The organism is Streptomyces sp. Ac-502 (assembly GCF_045222935.1).
Lineage (GTDB): Bacteria > Actinomycetota > Actinomycetes > Streptomycetales > Streptomycetaceae > Streptomyces > Streptomyces monomycini.
In genome coordinates, this window is sequence record NZ_JBHFFO010000001.1 from 9428957 (window position 1) to 9447767 (window position 18811).

Here is an 18811-nt window from a genome sequence, read left to right on the forward strand (position 1 = left end):
ACGACCAAGCCGCGAACACGACCCCGACACACCCCCAAGGAGCCGCACGTCATGACCAACCCGTTCGAGAACCCCGACGCCGCCTACCTCGTCCTCGTCAACGACGAGAACCAGTTCTCCCTGTGGCCCGCCGCGGCCGGGCTGCCCGGCGGCTGGACCGTCGTGCACGGCGAGGACACGCGGCAGGGCTGCCTGGACCACGTGATGGAGCACTGGACGGACATGCGCCCGAAATCCCTCGCCGACGCCATGGACGCCCCCACGCCGGACTGACCGCCGAGGGGGCAGGGGCTCAGCCGGCCGCCGGGCCCCGCCTCACTCCCGCCGCCCCGACGGCTCATGGTCCTCCCGGGGGTCGAGCCCCAGGGCGTCGATCAGCATCGCCAGATCCGCCGCGCTCCCGGCGCGCCCCGCGAGCACCAGCCGTGCCTGCCGGCGCTCCCGGTCGTGCGTACGCCGCGCGGCGTCCGGCGCCGGACCGGTGGTGTGGGGATCCTCGTCCGTGCGGGCCATGACCGGTGCTCGGACTCCTTCGGCGCGTGTCGGACGGGCCACTCTGGCCAGGTCTCTTCTGCGGCTCATGTCCGTCGGTCACCTCATCCTTCCGCGGTCCCCGTCCCGCATTCCCCCGGCCACTGTGAGACACGCCTCGGCACGACCGCTGGCCCCGACCCGTGTCCGGTTGTTAGGGAGGGAACATGAGTACGGAGAACGAGAACACGACGGGAACCGACATACCGACGACGCCCGACGCGACGACAACCGACGTGACGACCGCCGGCGCGCCGGCGGCCACCGCCACACCGACGACCGCCGACGTGCCGCCCACCCTGACCGTGACCGCCGTCAGCACGATCGAGCCGACCGCCCCCGACGACCGCGGTTCCGACGCGTGGATGGTCATCGAGACCGCCGAGCAGGGCCAGTTCCTGCTCAACCTGCCGGGCCCGCTGTCCCAGGCCGTCAAGCAGGCCACCTACCTTCCGTCGCACCTCGCGGGCGACGGCCGGCTGCCGCTGAGCCAGGAGGACAGCGCCGCCTACCGCGCGCGTGTCGCCGCCCTGGTGTCACCGAACTGAGCGGCAGACCCCGCTCGCGGCGCCGCTACGGCAGATACCGTTCGATCGCCGCGGCCCCCTTCTCCTCGATCAGCCTGCGGGCCTCCTCGACCCGCTCCGGCGTCGGTTCCAGTCCCCTGGCCATGACCAGGTCCTCCGGATCGAACGGGCGCTCACCGCCCGTGTACAGCTCCCGCAGCCGTGCTGCGCGGGCCTCGTCGGAACCCGGAGTGTTGTCCTTGCCCATGGCGCCTCCCGAAAGATCGCTCGGGTCCGGAGAGTCCCGCCGGGCCGGCAGTGCCTCCGCTGCTTCCATCATGGGGCCGGTCCGGCAGCGCCGCACGGCGTGCCGGTCAGGACCGGCCCGGGACCGCGCAGGGGAGAGACGCCCGGCGGGCAGTGCCCGCCGCCGCACCCGCGTCACCGGCCGGCCGTCGGCCCGCACCCCCGTAGAAGGGCGTCCCGACTCCGCTCCGCGTTCCCGGGCTCGGTGACGACACTGCCGACTGCACTGCCGACCGCGTACCCGTGCCGTCCACCGGTGAGCTGTCCGGACTTGTCCGGAACAGGTTCCGCACGTTTCCGGACACGACGCCGGACGCCGCCGCGCACGGTCGGTCTCCCGCCTCCTCCCCGGCGCCACTGACGCCACAGGGGGGCGAACGGCCTTGGGGACAACGGCTGTTCCGCCGCCCCCGAGAGGCCACGTCACACACGAGGGTGGTCTCGGGATGGATGCGGCGATGTGGGGGTTGAGCATCGCCAACCGCAGCGATGTGGTCCCCGAGAACGGCAGGCCGGACGAGGGCGCCACGGTGACCTGGAGTTCACCGGGCGCAGGCAACGGATCGGTGACCTTCTTCGGCAACGGGACACGTTTCGAGGGGACGGCCCAGTTCCCCGGCGAAGGGCCGGTGGGATATCGCGGGCGTCTCGCGAACTGACCCGACCCGCACACCGGGCGGCATCGCACGATCGGAAGGCCGGGGCTTTCGTGCGTCGACGGCCCCGGCCCCGGCAGGGCTGTGACGGCGCCCCGGCCCCGGCAGGACTGCGTGCCGACATGTCCCGGCCGGAGCATGTCGGCACCAGGCCGGTGACGGGGCCGACCCGACGCCGCTGGGTCATCGAGCGGATCCGCGCCGCCCCAACGTCACCGGGTCGTCGAGTGGACCGGCGCTGCCCCGACGCCGGCCATGTCCGCCTCGTCGGGCAGCGGTCTTTTCCCGCGCGGCGCGGTGTGCTTGTCTGGTCTGCCCGTGCCGGTGTGTAGTGCACCTGACATGAGCCACCGGCCGTACGCGCGACCAGGGGCGGCCCGATGACCCAGCGCTGGGTGGTACCGCTGCTCGGTGTGCTGGCCCTGGCCTTGGTCGGCGCCCTCGGCTGGAGCGTCGTCTTCGCCTCCGACCCCACGGACACCCCCACCGGCCCGCGCCCGGCCGCGACCGCTTCCGCGCCCGGCGGCAGCGACTCCGCGCCACCGCCGGAGGGGGCGACGGAGAGCGCGGACCCCGGACACTCAGCCCGTGCCGTTCCCGCGATCTACCTCGGCGACTCGCTGGCCATGGAGAGCCAGACGGCGCTCGCGGAACGGCTCCGCGCGACCGGCCGGGTGACGCTGCACAGCGCGCCGCACTCCGGCACGACACTGTGCGACTACCTGACGGCCTGGCGGGGAAAGTCGCTGGTCCCCGCCCGCGACAAGGCGGCCGCGCTGGTACGGACGGTGCGCCCGCGCGTCGTGATCCTCCAGTTCTGGGGGAACGCCTGGGGCTACACGCCCTGCATGGCGGGCGCCACCTACGGCACGGCGGGTTACTACGACCGGTACGAAGCGGACGCGCGGGCACTGACCGAGGAGATCACCGCGGCCGCCCGGGCCGTCGGCCTCGCCCGCCCGAAGATCGTCTGGGCCTCCCAGGCGCCCGACGCCTTCCACCCGGACCGCGTCCGCAGGGTGAACGCCGTCTACGCGGGCCGGGCCGCCGCGTCCGGCGACCTGTACGCGGACGCGGGCCGCACGCTCAGCCCGGCAGGCGACCGCTACCGGTGGACCCGCCAGCTGCCCTGCGACGCCTACGAGCGCGCGCACCCCGCGTACTGCACCCACCCGGCCCCCGGCGGCGGCACCACCGACCTGCACCGCACCGACGACGCCCTGCACTTCTGCCTGGCCCCGACGACCACCACACCCCGCCCGTGCCCCGTACGGTCGCCGGGTATCGACCGCTTCGCCCGTGCCGTGACGGCCACGGTCGACGGCTGGCTGCGGAGCGCGGCCGACTGACAGGGAGATGCACAGGAGGGACGGTGCGGGGCGACCCAGGGGGCACCGGCCGTACGGTCTCCCGGAACGGTCACAATCTGGGAGTGTCCAAAAACCACGCACGCCGACGAACGGCGATCGACCCCTCCGCCCCCTGCCCCTGCGGCCTCCAGGCGTCCTACGGAGAGTGCTGCGCCCGCTTCCACCAGGGGCAGGCAGCAGCCCCCACCGCCGAGCGGCTGATGCGCTCGCGCTACAGCGCCTTCGCGGCCGGCGACGCACCGTACCTGCTGCGTACCTGGCACCCCGCGACCCGCCCGGCGGACCTGGACTTCGAGCCGAAGCAGCGGTGGACGCGCCTGGAGATCGTCACCACGACGGGCGGCAGCGCCTTCCACAGCGAAGGCACCGTCCAGTTCCGGGCGCACTACACGCTGCACGGGGAGCCCGGTGTGCAGGAGGAGAACAGCCGCTTCGTGCGGGACGCGGGCGCCTGGGTGTACCTGAGCGAGCTGTGAGCACGCCGGGCGGTGGTACGGGAACGCCGAGCCCCGTACCACCGCCCGGCGGCGCACCTGTCCCTCCCGGGCTCAGCGGCCGCCGCGCAGTTGCTCCAGCTCGCGCCGGTCGCGCTTGGTGGGCCGTCCGGCGCCGCGGTCGCGGTGGCCGACCGCGGCGATCTCCTCACGGGGCGGCGGCGGAGGACTGTTGTCGACGAAGCACTCCGCGGCGACCGCGGCGCCCACCCGCTTGCGCACCAGGCGCGAAACCACCACGACGCGCTCGCGTCCGGCGTGCCGCAGCCGGACCTCGTCGCCCGGCCGCACCGCCTGGGCGGCCTTCGCCCGCTCCCCGTTGACCCGCACATGCCCGCCGCGGCAGGCCGTCGCGGCCGCCGAGCGCGTCTTGGTCAGCCGGACGGACCAGATCCAGCTGTCGACGCGCACCGTTCCCTCGTCTGAAGCCATGCACCGACTTTAAGGCCACCGGGGGCCGCCCGAGGGCCCCTGTCGAAACCGCCCGCACGGGGTGTCTCAGGCCGACGCCTTCTTCCCGCTCCGCTTGGCGGTGCTCTTCTTCGCGGCGGACTTGGCCGTGGACGTCTTCGCCGCGGTCTTCTTGCCGCCCGAGCTGCCGCTCCCCGCCGTCTTCTTCGCGCCGGAACCGCCCGACGCCTTGCCCGAAGCGGTCTTCTTGGCGGCGGCCCCGGACGTCTTACGGGCCGCTGCCGTCTTCTTGGCGCCACCGCTGGACGTGGCCTTCGCCCCGGTCTTCTTCGCCGTCTTGCGGCTCCCGATCGGTGTGACCGACGCCGACTCCTCGTCCTGCTCCGCACCGCCCCCGCCGTCCCCGCTCTCGCCGCCCTCCCCGCGCGACTCGCGCGCCGCGCGGACGCTGTTCTCCAGCGCGGCCATCAGGTCGATGACCTTGCCGCCGGCGCCGGGCGCGGCCCGGGGCGCGGTCGGCTCACCGCCCTCCAGCTTCGCGGAGACCAGCTCTTCGACGGCCTCCCGGTAGTCGTCGTGCAGCTCGGACTCGTCCAGGTCGCCGAGCGAGTCCATCAGGGTCTCGGCGAGGGTCAGCTCGTTCTCCCGGATCTCGACCTTGTCGGTCGGGGCGACGGTGCGCGCCGAGCGGACCTGGTCCGGCCAGAGCAGGGTGTGCATGGCGATCGCCCCGTCGTGCGACCGGAGCATGGCCAGCGTCTCCCGCCCGTGCATGGCGACCTTGCCGATCGCGACCTTCTCCTGGTGCTCCAGCGCGTCCCGCAGCAGGGCGTACGGCTTGGCGGCGGCGACGCCGTTGGGCCCCAGGAAGTAGGACTTGTCCAGCTGGAGCGGGTCGATCTCGTCCGCGCCGACGAAGGCCAGGATGGTCAGGGTCTTGGTGGTCGGCAGCGGCAGCTTGGCCAGGTCTTCGTCGGTGATCGGCACGATCGTGTCGTCCGCGGCTTGGTAGCCCTTGCCGACCTCCTCGTTGGGTACCTCCTCGCCGTCCAGCTCGCACACCTTGCGGTAGTGGATCCGGCCACCGTCCTTCTCGTGGATGCGGACGAACGAGACGGAGGCGGTGCGCTCGGTCGCGCTGTAGGTCTTCACGGGGATGCTGACCAGCCCGAAGGAGATAGACCCGTTCCAAACAGATCGCATGTCTCATCCTTGCCGTGGCATTTGTATGGGATGGTCATCGTATGTCGCCAATCACCGTCGTGGAGGGGCGGCGGCTGTCGCTCACCAACCTGGACAAGGTCCTGTATCCGCGGACCGGCACCACCAAGGGCGAGCTGCTGCACTACTACGCCACCACCGCGGGCGCCCTCCTCGCCCACGTCCACGACCGGCCCGTCTCCTTCCTGCGGTATCCCGACGGGCCCGACGGCCAGCAGTTCTTCACCAAGAACGTGCCGCCCGGGACGCCCGCATGGGTGAAGACCACCGAGGTGCCCGGCAGTACGGCGAAGTCCCGGCAGCAGGTGCTGGTCCGCGACGTACCGACCCTGATGTGGGCCGCCAACCTCGTCGTGGAGCTGCACACCCCGCAGTGGACCGCCGCGGCACCCCGCATCGCCGACCGCCTCGTGTTCGACCTCGACCCGGGGGAGCCGGCCACGATCGTGGAGTGCTGCGGGGTGGCCCGGTGGCTGCGCGAGCGCCTGGCGGCCGACGGCCTCAACGTCTACGCGAAGACCAGCGGCTCGAAGGGCCTGCACATCCTCGTACCGATCGAGCCGACGCCCTCGGACGACGTCACGGCGTACGCCAAGGCGATCGCCGTCGAGGCCGAGCGGACCCTGCCCGGCCATGTCGTGCACCGGATGACCAAGGCCCTGCGGCCGGGGAAGGTCTTCATCGACTTCTCGCAGAACTCGGCCTCCAAGACCACCGCCGCCCCCTACACGGTGCGCGCCCGTGAGCTGCCGACCGTCTCCGCCCCCGTGACCTGGGACGAGATCGAGACCTGTACGGACCCGGAGCAGCTCACGTTCCTCTTCGAAGCCGTCGCCGAGCGCCGCGAGCGCCACGGCGACCTGCTCGCGCCCCTGCTCAACCTCAACCGGGCGCGCCCGCTGCCCGGCTGACGTCCGGGCCCGCACCCCGTCGAACGCGTACGGAATACGTCATTCGACGTAGCCGGTGATGACGCGGGCAGGTGCCACGTTCCCGTGCCAACGGTGTGAACGGGACCTTCGCCGCGTCATGAACCTCGCGTGACAAGGGAGTTGCGGAGGGCTGGGCTCCCGGACGTCCGGGGCGATGTCACGGCCCTATCACCAAAAGCTGTCATCCGCAGCGGACCTTGATTCCTTCACAATCCGGGTACCAAATCCCTCCCACGGATGACGAGGTTCCCCCATGAGACCCACCCGTACGGTCCTCACCGCCGTGCTCGGCCTCGGTCTGGCCGCCTCCCTCGGTACCGTCCCCGCCACCGCCGCCTCCGCGCCGGCCGCCCCCGCCGGCGCGAGCGTCTCCACCCCGGCCTCCATAGCCAAGTACACCGGCTCGGCCGAGGAAGCCACGGCCAACAAGGCGTTCTTCCAGGCCGTCATGAAGGCCGCCGCCGCCAAGCGCGCGGCGACGCCCGGCGTCAAGGCGGTCACCGTCACGTACAACGCGAGCAGTGCCCCCACCTTCCGCAGCCAGATAGCGCGCAGCACGCAGATCTGGAACAGCTCGGTGACCAACGTGAAGCTCCAGGAAGGCTCCAGGGGCGACTTCTCGTACCGCGAGGGCAACGATGCCCGCGGCTCCTACGCGAGCACCGACGGCCACGGTCGGGGCTACATCTTCCTCGACTACCGGCAGAACCAGCAGTACAACTCCACCCGCGTGGTGGCTCACGAGACGGGTCACGTCCTCGGCCTGCCCGACCACTACTCGGGCCCGTGCAGCGAGCTGATGTCGGGCGGCGGCCCCGGCCCCTCCTGCCAGAACACCAACCCGAACGCGCAGGAGCGCGCCCGGGTGAACGCCCTGTGGCGCAACGGCCTGGTGGCGCAGCTCGCCCCGGTCTCCTGACCTGCTGATCTCCTGATCTGCTGACGACTGCCGCGCGGTGGGGACCGGCCCCTGCCGCGCGGCAGTCGCATGCGTACGCGCGTGCGGGCACGCGGCGCGGGTACGCAGGCAGGCGGGGCAGGCGTACGGGCACGGGGGAGTGCGGGCGCCCGTGCACGCCGGGTGTGACCGACGGGGAGCGATATGCGTCACATCGATCTGGTTTGGTGTAGAGGCCATCAATGGTTTATCGTTCAATTGATCACGGGCTGTGCGGGCCCCATCGCCGACTCGTCGGCGATGCCGGTGTCCCCGCCCGTTCCGGACCGCCCCGGCCAGCTCCCCCGTCTGGCCGGGGCTTTCTCCGTTTTCGTACGGATGCCCCGGACCCCGCCGCCGCGCGTGTCACGGACCGGCCGCCGCCCGGCCGGCGTGGTAAGGATCATGGCGATACGTCCCGGTACGGAGCCGACGGCCCGGAAGGCGGCCCCGGGACCGGTGGAACCCGGCCGGGCGGGCACACGCAGACGTGGCGGACCCGTCGGTCCGGTGCCGGGCGGTACGGGAGGGAGTCGGCGTGTACGACACGGAGGTGGCCGTCGTGGGCGGTGGCGCCGCCGGACTCTCCCTCGCCCACCGGCTCTGCGCCCCGCCGCCCGGCGCCCGCTGCCCCCAGGTGACCGTCGTGGACGCGCCGCCGGGACCGCTCAGGCCCCCGAACGCACCTGGTGCTACTGGGAAGGGCCGGACGGCGAGTACGACGGCGTCCTCGCGGCCTCCTGGGACCGGCTCCGCGTCCACGGGGCCGACGGCTCCCCGCTGACCGGGCGCCCGGCACCGCTGCGGTACAAGATGCTGCGCTCCGGCGCGTTCGGGGAACTGGTCGGTGACCGGCTCGCGGCCACCCCTCCGCACGCCGGGTGACGGCCGTCGTGGACGACGTGCGCACGCTGCCGGGCGGCGCCGAGGTCCGCGGTACGACGCCGGAGGGCGCCCCCGTACGGCTGCGGGCCCGCTGGGTGTTCGACTCCCGGCCACTGCCCGCCCTGCCGCCCGCCCGCACCACCCTGCTCCAGCACTTCCACGGCTGGTTCGTCCGCACCGAGCGGCCCGAGTTCGACCCCGCGACCGCCGACCTGATGGACTTCCGCACCCCGCAGCCGGACCACGGGCTCTCCTTCGGCTACGTCCTCCCGCTCGGCCCGCACGAAGCGCTGGTCGAGTACACCGAGTTCTCCGCCGCCCCGCTCGACGAGGCCGCCTACCACCGCGCGCTGCGCCACTACCTCACCGAGGTCCGCCCGCTCGGCCCGTACCGGGTCACCGCCTCCGAACAGGGCGTCATCCCGATGACCGACGCGCGCTTCCCCCGCGGCGCCGGGCCCGGCGTCTTCCGGATCGGCGCCGCGGGCGGCGCCACCCGTCCGTCGACCGGCTACACCTTCGCCGCCGTCCAGCGCCAGACCCGGGCCATCGCCGCCGCCCTCCACCAGGGCCGCTCCCCGGCCCCGCCGCCCCCGCACACCGCGCGCTCCCGGCTGATGGACGCCGTCCTGCTGCGCGCCCTCGACAGCGGACGCATCGACGGCGCCGACTTCTTCACCGGGCTGTTCCGCGGCGTACCGATGGAACGGCTGCTGCGCTTCCTGGACGGCGGCACCCGGCTGCGCGAGGACCTGTCGATCGGCCTCCACACCCCCGTCCTGCCCATGCTGCGCACCGTGGCCGAGCTGCCGGGGCTGCGCCGTCGTCCGTACGTACGCCCGCTCCGTACGGAGAGCGGAGTGCCGACGACCGCACCGGCCGTCGCCCCGACCACCCCCTCGACCACCGCCCCGGCCCCGAACAGGAACGGACCGTCCGATGACGACCCTCCCGCGTGAAGCCGCCCTCCCGGCCACGCTCCCGGCCGCCGACCGGCGCACCCCCACCGCCCCGCGCCGGGGCCGGGACCGGCGCGCCCGTGTCGTGCCGCCATCGCCGGGCCGGGCCAGGGTCACCGGCGAGGCGCCGCACGTCGCGGTGCTCGGCGGCGGCATCGCCGGACTGGCCGCGGCCACCGGACTCGCCGAACGGGGCGTCCGGGTCACGCTGTACGAGCGGGAACCGGGGCTCGGCGGCCGGCTCGCGGGACGGCGCATCCGGCTCGCCGACGGCTCCGGCGCGACCATGACCCGCGGCTTCCACGCCTTCTTCCGCCAGTACTACAACCTGCGCGGCCTGCTGCGACGCGCCGACCCGGCGCTGGCCGCGCTCACCGGGCTGCCCGACTACCCGCTGCGCCACAGCAACGGCCTCCAGGACAGCTTCGCCCACGTCCCGCGCACGCCGCCGTGGAGCGCCCTCGGTTTCGCCGCGCTCAGCCCGACGTTCACCCTGCGCGAGATGGTCCGGATGAACCCGCGCGCCGCCCTGCCGCTGCTCGACGTACGCACCCCCGACGTGTACGAGCGCCTGGACGGCGTCAGCGCGCGCCGACTGCTGGACCGCATCCGCTTTCCCGAGGCCGCGCACCACCTGGCGTTCGAGGTGTTCTCCCGCAGTTTCTTCGCCGACCCCGGGGAACTGTCGGCCGCCGAGATGGCCCTGATGTTCCACATCTACTTCCTCGGCTCCAGCGAAGGGCTGCTGTTCGACGTCCCCGGCGAGCCGTTCCCGCAGGCACTCTGGGAACCTCTGGGACGTTACCTGACCGGGCACGGTGTCACCTTCCGGACCGGCTGCGCGGTGGAGTCCGTGGAGCCCGCCCCGGGGCACGGCGCGGGTGTGACCGTACGGGGCGGCCACGGCGCGGCGCGCCACGACGCGGTCGTGCTCGCCCTCGACGTGACCGGGCTGCGCCGCGTGGTCGCCGCCTCACCGGGGCTGGGCGACCCGGAATGGCGCGACCGGATGCTGCGGCTGCGCACCGCACCGCCGTTCCTCGTCTCCCGCCTCTGGCTCGACCGGCCGGTGACCCCGGACCGGCCGGGTTTCCTCGGCACCAGCGGCTTCGGCCCGCTCGACAACGTCAGCGTGCTGGAGCGCTGGGAAGGGAAGCGGCCCAGTGGGCCTCCCGTAACGGCGGCTCGGTGGTGGAACTGCACGCGTACGCGCTCGGCACGGACACCGCCCGGCAGGCGCAACAGGACCGGCTGATCGGCCAACTCCAGCGCGTCTACCCGGAGACGGGCGAGGCGAAGATCGTCGACGCCCGGCACGAGTGGCGCGCGGACTGCCCTCTGTTCCCGGTGGGCGGCTTCCACGACCGCCCCACCGTACGTACCCCCGACCCGGCCGTGACGGTCGCCGGCGACCTCGTCCGCACCGGCCTGCCGGTGGCCCTGATGGAAAGCGCGGCCACCACCGGCTTCCTCGCCGCCAACACCCTGCTGGAGCGGTGGGGCGTGCGCGGCCAGACCCTGTGGACGGTCCCGGACCGCGGCCGGTCGGCGGTGCTGCGCGGGCTGGCGCGGCTGCTCGGCACCTGAGGCACGCGCGCGGTCAGGAGTCGGTCTTGATCTTCTGCATGGTCAGGTGGGACTCCACGCGCAGGATTCCGGGCAGACCGGTGAGCTTGGAGGTGAGGAAGGCGCTGTAGGCGTCGTGGTCGGCGACGGCGACGCGCAGGAAGTAGTCGGGGCGGCCGAACATCCGGCGGAACTCGACGACTTCCTCGTACGAGGAGAGCGTCTCCTCCAGTATGCCGATGGTCTTCAGGTCGTTGGCCGACACCTCGACGTCGACCATGACCTCCAGGCCGCGGCCGACGGCTTCGGGATTGACGACGGCGCGGTAGCCGGTGATCACGCCGTTCTCCTCCAGCCGCTTGAGGCGGCGCAGGCACGGTGGCGGGGTCAGGCCGACCCGCTTGGCCAGTTCCACGTTGGTCAGCCGGCCGTCCTGGCTAAGGTGAAACAAAATATCGCGGTCCACGGCATCGAGGGAGGTTTCGTTGCTCATGGCGACACCATAAGCGAACAATCGGAAACCAAATAAGGCGGAAATCTTTCTAGGATTTCCCTGTGCCCATGCTTCCGGTCGCGGTGAGCGACCCCTTCGCCCTGCCCCCACACCCCCGGTCCGGCGGCGGACCGAAGCCCTCGCGGCCCTCAAGGACTCCGCCTCCGTCGGGCTGGGCCTGCTGCCGCTCGGCCTCGCCCTCGGGGTCGTCATCACCCACGCCGGCCTGCCCCGGTGGTGCGCGCCGCTGTTCGCCGCCGTCGTCTACGCCGGGTCCTTCGAGTTCCTGCTGGTGGGCCTGACCGTCGCGGCCGCGCCGCTGGCCACGATCGCCCTGACCGGCTTCATGGTCAACGCCCGGCATGTCTTCTACGCACTGTCCTTCCCCCTGCACCGAGTGCGCGGACGCTTCGGCAAGGCGTACAGCACCTTCGCTCTGACCGACGAGGCCTACGCCATGACCACCGGCGGGCAGGCCCGGTCGTGGTCCGGCGCGCGCGTCCTGTCGCTCCAGGCGATCCTCCAGGTCTACTGGGTCGGCGGTGCCACCGTCGGCGCCCTGCTCGGCTCCCTGATACCCGACCGCGTCACCGGCCTGGACTTCGCCATGACCGCCCTGTTCGCCGTCCTGGCCCTGGACGCCGTCGCCGAACGCCGCGGCGACCTGCCCACCCCTGTCCTCGCACTGCTCAGCGCGCTGGTCGCCCGGGCCGTCCTCCCCGGCCAGTTGCTGCCCGTGGCCTTCGCCCTGTTCACCGCCGCGCTCCTGGTCCGTCACCTCGCCACCCGCAAGAGGCCTTCACATGCCTGACACCCGCTACCTGCTGCTGGCCGCCGCGGTCTCGGCCGCCGTCAACTGGTCCCTGCGCGCCGCGCCCTTCACCGTCCTGGCCTCCCTGCGCGCCAGCAAGACACTCCAGTACCTCAGCGCCACCATGCCGTCCGGCATCATGGTGATCCTGCTCGTCTACTGCCTGCGCGACCTGCCGCTGACCCAGGCACACGCCTTCGCGCCCCTGGTGGCACTGGCCGTCACCGTCGGACTGCATCTGTGGCGCCGCAACGCCTTGCTGAGCATCATTGGCGGCACCACCGTCCATGTCGTCCTGGCCAGCACTGTCTTCGCGAGCTGAAGGCCGGTGTCCGGCACCGGGCCGGCCTCCCGCTAACGAGGGGCGACGGCCTTGACCCAGTCGTCTACGGTGACGACGTCGGCCCACTGCGGGAACAGCCGCTCGACGAGGACCCGGTGCAGCTCCGGGTCGGTGTCCAGGCAGGCGTCGGGCAGGACGGTGAGGCCGAAGTCCAGGTCGTTCGCCTGGCACAGGGTGGACAGCACCACGGCGCTGGTGGCGATGCCGGTCAGTACGAGACGGTCGATGCCGCGGGCCCTCAGCACCACGTCGAGGTCGCTGCCCGAGAACGCGCTCGCCCGCCTCTTGGTGACCACCACATCGCCCTGCCGGGGCGCCACGTCGGGGTGGATCTCGGTGCCGGGTGCGCCTTCCACGAAGAGGCCGGCCTGCGCGATGGCGGCCAACGGCCGGTTCCGGGTGCCGACTTCGGGGAACCCGGGGCGCAGCGCGATGACCACGTAGATCACGGGAATCTCCGCCGCCCGGGCGCCGTCGATCGCCCTGCGCAGGCGCGGCAGGTATCCGGAGCCGTCATCGGCGATGTCCACGATGGCCCGTTGGACGTCCATCACAAGAAGTGCGCTGCTCATGTCGTCTCCGGGAACGAAGTCGGTCCGGCGTCGATCCGGTGTCGGGACGGGCCGGCGGGGTACTGGCGTCGCATCCTATGCGGCCCCCTGCACGGCCTCCCATGAGATTCCCTGTGCCGCCTCCTCAACCGGGAAAGCGCCCCGAACTGCGCAGCTCCCACCGCCGTTCCGCGTACGCCATGTCGTCGCGCCACAAGCGCCCCGCCGTCGCCCGCATCAGCGGACGCAGCAGGGGAGCAGCCGCGCGGGCCACCGCGAACCCCGGGCGGGCGGAGGCGGCGACGACCGCTTCCACGACGGCGGTGCGCGGGCGGCCGGAGGCGTCCGTACCGAGCGGGGTGGCGTGGGTCTCCACGACCGATCCCACGCCCTCGCCCTCGGTGATGCGCATGACCACGGTGCGCGGCCCGGGCGCGGTGAACTCCGCGCGGACCGGGACGACCAGCCGCCCGGCGACCTTGAAGGAGACGTCCACCGTGAACGCGTCCTGCGGGCCCGCCGGGCCGTCCGCCACGGTCAGATCGACGAAGGAGTACGGGTGGAACCAGGCGCCGTGCCACGGGTCGAGCCGGTTGGCGACCACGTCGTCCGGCTCACAGCGTCCGATGCCGGTGTAGACGGCCGCGACGGCATCGGCCACCGCCGGGCGTACGGGGACACGGGGCCGCGCCAGCGGCTCTTCGCCGCCCACCCGGTCCAGGCGCACCCAGACCAGCACACCGTCGTCGTACACCGGATGCGGCTCCCACCCGGCGAAGGGGCCGCCGTCCAGGGCGAGTCCGTGCCAGTGGCAGACGAGGGTGCCGCAGCGCACCGGACTGTCCTTCAAGGGCGCGCCCAGATGCGGGCAGGCGCCGGGACCGCCGCGCAGCCGCCCGTCGGCGGCGCGCCACAGCACCACCTCTGCCCCGGCGACGGTCCGGCCCAGCGGCCGGTCCCGGCCGACGTCTCGGGAGGCGCCCACGGCATACCAGTTGCCGGACGGCCGGGACCTGGCACGTTCCAGCGCACCTGCGATCACGCTGGGTGCGGCATCGCGCCAGGTGGGCCGCTGGCGTTCCCACGCGACGGGCCGCCGGCGCAGGCTCAGCGGGAAGCGGCCGCGCCCAGCGGGGCGGCGGGGAGCGTCCACGGTGCTTCCTCCCGGGCGTGGCGCGGTGCGTTCTGCCGTGCGGGCCGCCGTCACCCGTACCAGCCCGTCCAGGGCCACGGTCGCGCGGACCGGGCGTGAGACGACGGCGCGGCGGTGCAGGACCGCGTAGCCGTCGGCTTCCACGGCGTCCAGGATGCCGCGGTAGAGGATGAAGGCGGTACGGATGCACGGCCGGGACGCCGGATCGAGCATGGCGACGCCGGGCGCGGCCCGCCGGTAGACGCCGCGGGTGAGGTCGGCGGCGGCCCGTAGCGCGGCGGTGATCCGGGTGTCCTCGGCGCCCGTCAGCCTGCTCCACTTCAGCAGTTCCCGGTCCACGCCGTGCGCGGCCAGCAGGTCGGCGGGGAGGTAGACCCGGCCCCGGTCCAGGTCCTCGCCCACGTCCCGCAGGAAGTTGGTGAGCTGGAAGGCCGCTCCGAGGGCGGCGGCGTGCGGCGCGGCCTCCTCGCGGGGCGTGACCGTGCCGAGGACCGGCAGCATCTGGAGGCCGATCACCTCGGCCGAGCCGTACATGTACCGGCGCAGGTCGTCGTAGGTCGGGTAGTCGGTGACCTCCAGGTCGGCGCGCATGGAGGCCATGAAGGCGGTGAAGTACGCCGGGTCGATGCCGTAGACGGCGCTGGTGTGCGCCAGCGCCCGTACCACCGGCTCGTCCCCGCCGCCCTGGGTGAGGCCCGCGTGCAGCTGCGCCTCCAGGGCGCGCAGAGCTGCCGCGCGCTCCTGGGGCGTGGCGCCGACGTCCAGGCTGTCGACGATGTCGTCCGCCCAGCGGGCGAATCCGTACAGGGCGTGAACGGCGGGACGGCGCGCCACCGGGAGCAGCCGGGTGGCCAGGAAATACGTTTTCCCGTGCCGGGCGTTGAGCCGGCGGCAGTGGCTGTAGGCAGCGCGCAGCGCGGGCTCGGTGACGCCCGCGGCGTCCAGTTCCCGGGCGGTCACGCGCTGCCGCCCCGGGGACGGGCGGGGCGCCGCGCGCCCAGGTCGGTCACCCTGGCGGACCGCGCGGACCCACCGCCGGTCACCCGCGCCGCGGCCAGCTTCCCCGAGATCAGCACGGTGGGCACCCCCACCCCCGGCGTGGTGCCGCACCCGGCGAGCACGGCGTTCTCGGTGCCGCGCACCAGGTTGCGCGGGCGGAACGGCCCGGTCTGCGCGAAGGTGTGGGCGGCGGAGAACGGGGTGCCGGCGCCGTGCCCCTGACGGCTCCAGTCCGCCGGGGTGACCAGGCACTCCTCCTCGGCCGCCGCGTCCAGGCCGGTGAAGCCGCGCCGGTCCAGTTCGGTGAGGAGCGCGGTGCGGTAGCGGGGGCCGAGGTCGCGCCAGGCGTGCACGCCGGGCCCGATGTCGGTGTTGGGACAGGGCGCGAGGACGTAGTGCAGGTGACGGCCCGGCGGGGCGAGCGACGGGTCGGTGGCGGTCGGCCGGGTCAGCAGCAGCGAGGGATCGCTCATCAGCGTGCCGGCACGGGTGAGTTCGTGGAAGGTACCGCGCCAGGCGGCGCCGAACGAGATGGTGTGGTGACCCGGTTCCGGCCAGGTAGCGGACGTGCCCGCGTGCAGGACGACGGCCGAGGGGAGCGGCGCAGCGGCACCGGGCGCCGCGGGGCGCGGCCGAGCAGACGGTACGCCTCGGGCAGGTCGGCGGTGAGCACCACCGCGTCGCACGGGACGCGCCCGGCATCGGTGACGACGGCGGTGACCCGGCCGCCGGAACGTTCCAGCGCGCGTACCTCGTGCCCGTACCGGAACTCCCCGCCCGCCTCGACCGCGGCGTCCGCCATGGCGCGGGGCAGCGCGTGCATCCCGCCGCGCGGGAAGTACACACCGGCCACCGTGTCCATGTAGGCGATGACGGCGTACGCGGCGAGCGCGCGGGCCGGCGGCACGCCCGCGTACAGCGACTGGAAGGAGAAGACACGGCGCACCCGCTCGTCGGCCAGGAACCGGCCGATACGGGCGTCGAGCCGGCCGAAGCCGCCGAGCGCCGCGAGACGGGCGAGGTCGGGGTGGAGCAGGTCCAGCGGCGAGTCGAAGTTGGCGTCGATGAAGCGCCGCATCTGGACCGTGTACAGCCGGCTCAGCCAGGAGCGCAGCCGCCGGTAGCCCGCGGCCTCCCGGGCCCCGGCGAACCGTTCGATCTCGGCCTCCATCGCCTCCGTCCCGGTGTGCACGTCCAGCGTGCTGCCGTCGGCGAACCGCGCCCGGTAGGCGGGGTGCAGGGGCACCAGGTCCAGCCGCCCGGCCATCGAGGCGCCGACCGCGGCGAACGCCTCCTCGGCCAGGTCCGGCATGGTCAGCACGGTCGGCCCGGTGTCGATCAGATAGCCGCCGCGTTCCAGACGGCCGCACCGGCCGCCGGGCCGGAGTCCGCGCTCGACCACGGTCACCCGCCGCCCGGCGCCGAGCAGATGCAGCGCGGCGGAGAGCCCGGACAGCCCGGCGCCGATGACGACAACATGGTCGGTACGGCCGGGTACGGACTTCACCGTTCACCTGCGCGGGCCGTCACGCCGGGCACCGGCGGGGACAGCCGCCCGGCGGGGAATGCGGGCGGGCGCCGGCCGTGGCACGGAGCAGCGCGTGCAGCTGGCGGAGGGCGGCCGGATCGGCGGTGCGCATGTCGGACAGGTGCGCCACGCTCCGGTCGGCGAGCACCTCGACCTTGTCCTCCAGTGCGGCGCGGGCCCCGGTCGAGACGAACACCTCCCGTACGCGGTCCACGGCGGCGGCGGAGAGGTCCGGGTCGCCCAGCGCCGCGTCGAGGACGCCGAGGGCCCCGTCGTCACCGGCGGCTTCCGCACGGGCGCGGGCGACCGTGGTGAGGTACGTCAACTTGCCCTCGCGAAGGTCGTCACCGGACGGTTTTCCGGTCTCCTCGGGGTCACCGAACACCCCCAGCAGGTCGTCGTGGAGCTGGAAGGCGAGCCCGGCGCAGCGGCCCGCCGAGCGCAGCGCACCCGCGGTCCGGTCGTCGGCGCCGGCCAGCGTGGCGCCCATCAGCAGCGGCCGCTCGACCGAATAGCGCGCGCTCTTGAGGCGGGCGGTGCGGACCGCGCGGGCGGGGAGCGGCACGCGGTGACCTGGCTGTGCAGGTCGAGGTACTGGCCGGCGACCATCTCGGTCCGCATGGTCCGCCACAGGGCGTGCACCGCGGACCGCGCGGTCGCGGGGAAGCCGGTGTCCATGACGGTGTCGTCGGCCCAGGCCAGCGCGAGGTCGCCGGCCAGCACCGCCGCGGACCGGCCGAACGCCTCGGCCGACCGGGCGGAGCGGCCGTTCCCGGGCTGCTGGGCGTACTGCCCCCGCATCTCGGCGTGCAGAGCGGGCCTGCCCCTGCGCAGCTCGGCGCCGTCCATCACGTCGTCGTGCACCAGCGCGCAGGTCTGGACGAGTTCGAGCGCGGCGGCCAGCCGCAGCGCGGCCCCCGCCGTCTCACCGCCGCCACCGCAGACCCGCAGTCCCCACCACACGAACCGGCCGCGCAGCCGCTTGCCGCCGCCCAGCGTGAAACGTGCGACACGTTCGGCGATGTCACGGCGGAACAGGGCGTCGGCCGTCGCGGCCTCCGCGAGCCGCGCGCCGAGCACCTCGTCCAGCACCCGCTCGACGGCGCCCGCGACGTCCGCGTCCACCGCCCGGGCCCGGTCCGCGCCCTGGTCGTCCGCTGCCCGGATACGGCGCATCACCCGTCCTTCCGTAGAGCCGGCCGGTGGGCGCTGACCGACATGGACCGCGGCCACCCCTCGGACGCGTCGCCGGACGGCCCGGGCGCGTGTCCGGTGCCGCCGGCGCCCGTGCCCGCAGTTCACCACGGGACCCGCGTGCCGTCGGGGCGCCACGTCCGGGCCTGGTCCCTTCGGGGGACGCCGGTGGCCGCCGTGGGGCACGGCGGCGGTCCGGGGCGGGCCGTGGCCGCCGGCGCGCGCACGCCGGCTCCCCTTTCTCCGTCCGGCCGTGCCGGTGATGAGCAACTCATGGCCAACGGGCGCCCCTCGCTCGGCTGCGACGTCCGGCGGCGGGTACCCGCCGCCGTCCCGCGCAACCCGGTGGCGCCCGTCGTCCGCCCGCCGGTTCGGAGGGTCGGCGTTTCCGTGATGTTGTCCGGATACCGGCCATTGAATGGGTGAGATTCAGCCAACACGGGAGCGCCGCAGCGGACCCGCCCCGGACCGCGGGCCGTCAGCCGCTGTTCTGCGCCAACTGGAGACGTACGAGATGGGCGAGGGTCGGAGCCGGGTGCTTCGCCCGTATACGGCGCAAGTAGGTGCTGACCGTATGGACACTGATGCCCAGCCGCCTGGCCGTCTGGTCGTACGTCAGGCCGTCCGCGATGTGCGACAGTACCTCTCGCTCCCGGGGGACAGCAGCGGCGGCATGGTGGGCGCGCTGTGGTCCGACATCTCTTCCTCCAAGGGGGTGATGGTGGAGCAGGGAAGATCCGGCGGCCCGCGGTGTCAGGACGATCGGTCCGGCGGCGCGGGCGGAGCGGATGGAGCGGGGCAAGGCCGTGGTACGGCCGCCGCGCTGCGCGGTGCTCGTCGGCTCAACGCCGGAAGGACGGCCCGAGCGGGACCGGACATGGTGCGCCCTCCCGCGGGTACGGAGCGGAACTGCCGACGGTGCCGCGGGGGCAGCACATCCCCCGTGACATGCGGCTTGATCTAAC

At 73.7% G+C, this 18811-nt stretch carries 19 protein-coding genes and 4 pseudogenes; 11 read left to right on the forward strand and 12 right to left on the reverse strand.

Annotated features, from left to right (window positions below; genetic code table 11):
• Window positions 1-51 precede the first annotated feature (51 nt).
• A complete protein-coding gene (locus ACEXOX_RS42885) occupies window positions 52-273 on the forward strand; it encodes an MbtH family protein (RefSeq protein WP_406526023.1) in 222 nt (73 codons plus the stop codon).
• A gap of 42 nt (window positions 274-315) precedes the next feature.
• Here ACEXOX_RS42885 and ACEXOX_RS42890 read toward each other — a convergent pair whose 3' ends face one another.
• On the reverse strand, window positions 316-513 hold the full coding sequence (locus ACEXOX_RS42890) for a hypothetical protein (protein ID WP_406526024.1): 198 nt from the start codon (window positions 511-513) through the stop codon (window positions 316-318).
• A 185-nt stretch (window positions 514-698) separates the two neighbouring features.
• Between ACEXOX_RS42890 and ACEXOX_RS42895 the strand changes: the two genes are divergently transcribed.
• On the forward strand, window positions 699-1079 hold the full coding sequence (locus ACEXOX_RS42895) for a hypothetical protein (RefSeq protein ID WP_406526025.1): 381 nt from the start codon (window positions 699-701) through the stop codon (window positions 1077-1079).
• 25 nt (window positions 1080-1104) lie between these two features.
• On the opposite strand, the gene ACEXOX_RS42900 is transcribed toward ACEXOX_RS42895, so the two are convergent.
• On the reverse strand, window positions 1105-1305 hold the full coding sequence (locus ACEXOX_RS42900) for a hypothetical protein (protein WP_030021550.1): 201 nt from the start codon (window positions 1303-1305) through the stop codon (window positions 1105-1107).
• A 496-nt stretch (window positions 1306-1801) separates the two neighbouring features.
• Between ACEXOX_RS42900 and ACEXOX_RS42905 the strand changes: the two genes are divergently transcribed.
• The 3 genes from ACEXOX_RS42905 to ACEXOX_RS42915 all read left to right on the forward strand — a co-directional run bounded on the left by ACEXOX_RS42905 (window position 1802) and on the right by ACEXOX_RS42915 (window position 3845).
• A complete protein-coding gene (locus tag ACEXOX_RS42905) occupies window positions 1802-2002 on the forward strand; it encodes a hypothetical protein (RefSeq protein WP_406526026.1) in 201 nt (66 codons plus the stop codon).
• Between the two features lie 377 nt (window positions 2003-2379).
• Window positions 2380-3348, forward strand: a complete 969-nt coding sequence (locus ACEXOX_RS42910; RefSeq protein WP_406526027.1) for an SGNH/GDSL hydrolase family protein — start codon at window positions 2380-2382, stop codon at window positions 3346-3348.
• An 83-nt stretch (window positions 3349-3431) separates the two neighbouring features.
• The gene (locus tag ACEXOX_RS42915; RefSeq protein ID WP_406526028.1) at window positions 3432-3845 is read left to right on the forward strand and encodes a YchJ family protein; all 414 of its coding nucleotides are present in this window, start codon (window positions 3432-3434) and stop codon (window positions 3843-3845) included.
• A gap of 72 nt (window positions 3846-3917) precedes the next feature.
• Here ACEXOX_RS42915 and ACEXOX_RS42920 read toward each other — a convergent pair whose 3' ends face one another.
• Together ACEXOX_RS42920 and ACEXOX_RS42925 are read right to left on the reverse strand one after the other, a co-directional pair.
• Window positions 3918-4295, reverse strand: coding sequence for an RNA-binding S4 domain-containing protein (locus ACEXOX_RS42920; protein WP_030021554.1), 378 nt, complete (start codon window positions 4293-4295; stop codon window positions 3918-3920).
• 66 nt (window positions 4296-4361) lie between these two features.
• The gene (locus ACEXOX_RS42925) at window positions 4362-5477 is read right to left on the reverse strand and encodes a Ku protein (RefSeq protein ID WP_406526029.1); all 1116 of its coding nucleotides are present in this window, start codon (window positions 5475-5477) and stop codon (window positions 4362-4364) included.
• A gap of 41 nt (window positions 5478-5518) precedes the next feature.
• Between ACEXOX_RS42925 and ligD the strand changes: the two genes are divergently transcribed.
• The 4 genes and pseudogenes from ligD to ACEXOX_RS42945 all read left to right on the forward strand — a co-directional run bounded on the left by ligD (window position 5519) and on the right by ACEXOX_RS42945 (window position 10795).
• A complete protein-coding gene (gene ligD, locus ACEXOX_RS42930; protein ID WP_406526030.1) occupies window positions 5519-6406 on the forward strand; it encodes a non-homologous end-joining DNA ligase in 888 nt (295 codons plus the stop codon).
• Between the two features lie 274 nt (window positions 6407-6680).
• Complete coding sequence (gene snpA, locus ACEXOX_RS42935) at window positions 6681-7346, forward strand: snapalysin (RefSeq protein ID WP_406526031.1); 666 nt, start codon at window positions 6681-6683, stop codon at window positions 7344-7346.
• A 556-nt stretch (window positions 7347-7902) separates the two neighbouring features.
• A pseudogene (locus ACEXOX_RS42940) lies at window positions 7903-9208 on the forward strand (lycopene cyclase family protein).
• Window positions 9189-10795, forward strand: a pseudogene (locus ACEXOX_RS42945) (FAD-dependent oxidoreductase). The pseudogenes ACEXOX_RS42940 and ACEXOX_RS42945 overlap by 20 nt, the downstream one beginning before the upstream one ends.
• A 13-nt stretch (window positions 10796-10808) precedes the next feature.
• On the opposite strand, the gene ACEXOX_RS42950 reads toward ACEXOX_RS42945, so the two are convergent.
• Window positions 10809-11267: an Lrp/AsnC family transcriptional regulator gene (locus ACEXOX_RS42950; protein ID WP_406526032.1), complete on the reverse strand. Its 459-nt coding sequence runs from the start codon at window positions 11265-11267 to the stop codon at window positions 10809-10811.
• 178 nt (window positions 11268-11445) lie between these two features.
• On the opposite strand from ACEXOX_RS42950, the gene ACEXOX_RS42955 reads away from it, so the two are divergent.
• Together ACEXOX_RS42955 and ACEXOX_RS42960 are read left to right on the forward strand one after the other, a co-directional pair.
• Entirely contained in the window at window positions 11446-12078 is a 633-nt protein-coding gene (locus ACEXOX_RS42955; protein ID WP_406526666.1) for an AzlC family ABC transporter permease, read from the forward strand.
• Window positions 12071-12400, forward strand: a complete 330-nt coding sequence (locus tag ACEXOX_RS42960) for a branched-chain amino acid transporter permease (protein WP_406526033.1) — start codon at window positions 12071-12073, stop codon at window positions 12398-12400. The genes ACEXOX_RS42955 and ACEXOX_RS42960 overlap by 8 nt, the downstream gene beginning before the upstream one ends.
• A gap of 32 nt (window positions 12401-12432) precedes the next feature.
• Here the strand turns inward: ACEXOX_RS42960 and ACEXOX_RS42965 are convergent, their stop codons facing one another.
• The 7 genes and pseudogenes from ACEXOX_RS42965 to ACEXOX_RS42995 all read right to left on the reverse strand — a co-directional run bounded on the left by ACEXOX_RS42965 (window position 12433) and on the right by ACEXOX_RS42995 (window position 18648).
• Entirely contained in the window at window positions 12433-12993 is a 561-nt protein-coding gene (locus ACEXOX_RS42965; RefSeq protein WP_406526034.1) for a cysteine hydrolase family protein, read from the reverse strand.
• Window positions 12994-13117: 124 nt separating this feature from the next.
• Entirely contained in the window at window positions 13118-14125 is a 1008-nt protein-coding gene (locus ACEXOX_RS42970; RefSeq protein WP_406526667.1) for a DUF5914 domain-containing protein, read from the reverse strand.
• Between the two features lie 9 nt (window positions 14126-14134).
• Window positions 14135-15085: pseudogene (locus tag ACEXOX_RS42975) on the reverse strand (phytoene/squalene synthase family protein); the annotation flags it as partial.
• Window positions 15082-16631 (reverse strand): annotated as a pseudogene (crtI, locus tag ACEXOX_RS42980) (phytoene desaturase family protein). The pseudogenes ACEXOX_RS42975 and crtI, both read right to left, overlap by 4 nt.
• Window positions 16632-16650: 19 nt before the next feature.
• Window positions 16651-17217: a polyprenyl synthetase family protein gene (locus ACEXOX_RS42985; RefSeq protein WP_406526035.1), complete on the reverse strand. Its 567-nt coding sequence runs from the start codon at window positions 17215-17217 to the stop codon at window positions 16651-16653.
• Window positions 17142-17828: a polyprenyl synthetase family protein gene (locus tag ACEXOX_RS42990; protein WP_406526036.1), complete on the reverse strand. Its 687-nt coding sequence runs from the start codon at window positions 17826-17828 to the stop codon at window positions 17142-17144. The genes ACEXOX_RS42985 and ACEXOX_RS42990 overlap by 76 nt, the downstream gene beginning before the upstream one ends.
• A 496-nt stretch (window positions 17829-18324) precedes the next feature.
• Window positions 18325-18648 carry a helix-turn-helix transcriptional regulator gene (locus tag ACEXOX_RS42995; RefSeq protein ID WP_406526037.1) on the reverse strand — a complete coding sequence of 108 codons (324 nt, stop codon included), beginning with the start codon at window positions 18646-18648 and terminating at the stop codon, window positions 18325-18327.
• Between the last annotated feature and the right edge of the window lie 163 nt (window positions 18649-18811).

What these genes read in the sequence shown, in the direction of transcription:
- ACEXOX_RS42905 (WP_406526026.1), top strand. Translation starts at nt 1,802, where the DNA reads ATGTGGGGGTTGAGCATCGCCAACCGCAGCGATGTGGTCCCCGAGAAC.
- ACEXOX_RS42965 (WP_406526034.1), bottom strand. Translation starts at nt 12,993, where the DNA reads ATGAGCAGCGCACTTCTTGTGATGGACGTCCAACGGGCCATCGTGGAC.
- ACEXOX_RS42920 (WP_030021554.1), bottom strand. Translation starts at nt 4,295, where the DNA reads ATGGCTTCAGACGAGGGAACGGTGCGCGTCGACAGCTGGATCTGGTCC.
- ACEXOX_RS42900 (WP_030021550.1), bottom strand. Translation starts at nt 1,305, where the DNA reads ATGGGCAAGGACAACACTCCGGGTTCCGACGAGGCCCGCGCAGCACGG.
- ACEXOX_RS42890 (WP_406526024.1), bottom strand. Translation starts at nt 513, where the DNA reads ATGGCCCGCACGGACGAGGATCCCCACACCACCGGTCCGGCGCCGGAC.
- ACEXOX_RS42885 (WP_406526023.1), top strand. Translation starts at nt 52, where the DNA reads ATGACCAACCCGTTCGAGAACCCCGACGCCGCCTACCTCGTCCTCGTC.
- ACEXOX_RS42960 (WP_406526033.1), top strand. Translation starts at nt 12,071, where the DNA reads ATGCCTGACACCCGCTACCTGCTGCTGGCCGCCGCGGTCTCGGCCGCC.
- ligD (WP_406526030.1), top strand. Translation starts at nt 5,519, where the DNA reads ATGTCGCCAATCACCGTCGTGGAGGGGCGGCGGCTGTCGCTCACCAAC.
- ACEXOX_RS42910 (WP_406526027.1), top strand. Translation starts at nt 2,380, where the DNA reads ATGACCCAGCGCTGGGTGGTACCGCTGCTCGGTGTGCTGGCCCTGGCC.
- ACEXOX_RS42925 (WP_406526029.1), bottom strand. Translation starts at nt 5,477, where the DNA reads ATGCGATCTGTTTGGAACGGGTCTATCTCCTTCGGGCTGGTCAGCATC.
- ACEXOX_RS42990 (WP_406526036.1), bottom strand. Translation starts at nt 17,828, where the DNA reads ATGCGCCGTATCCGGGCAGCGGACGACCAGGGCGCGGACCGGGCCCGG.
- ACEXOX_RS42950 (WP_406526032.1), bottom strand. Translation starts at nt 11,267, where the DNA reads ATGAGCAACGAAACCTCCCTCGATGCCGTGGACCGCGATATTTTGTTT.
- ACEXOX_RS42895 (WP_406526025.1), top strand. Translation starts at nt 699, where the DNA reads ATGAGTACGGAGAACGAGAACACGACGGGAACCGACATACCGACGACG.
- snpA (WP_406526031.1), top strand. Translation starts at nt 6,681, where the DNA reads ATGAGACCCACCCGTACGGTCCTCACCGCCGTGCTCGGCCTCGGTCTG.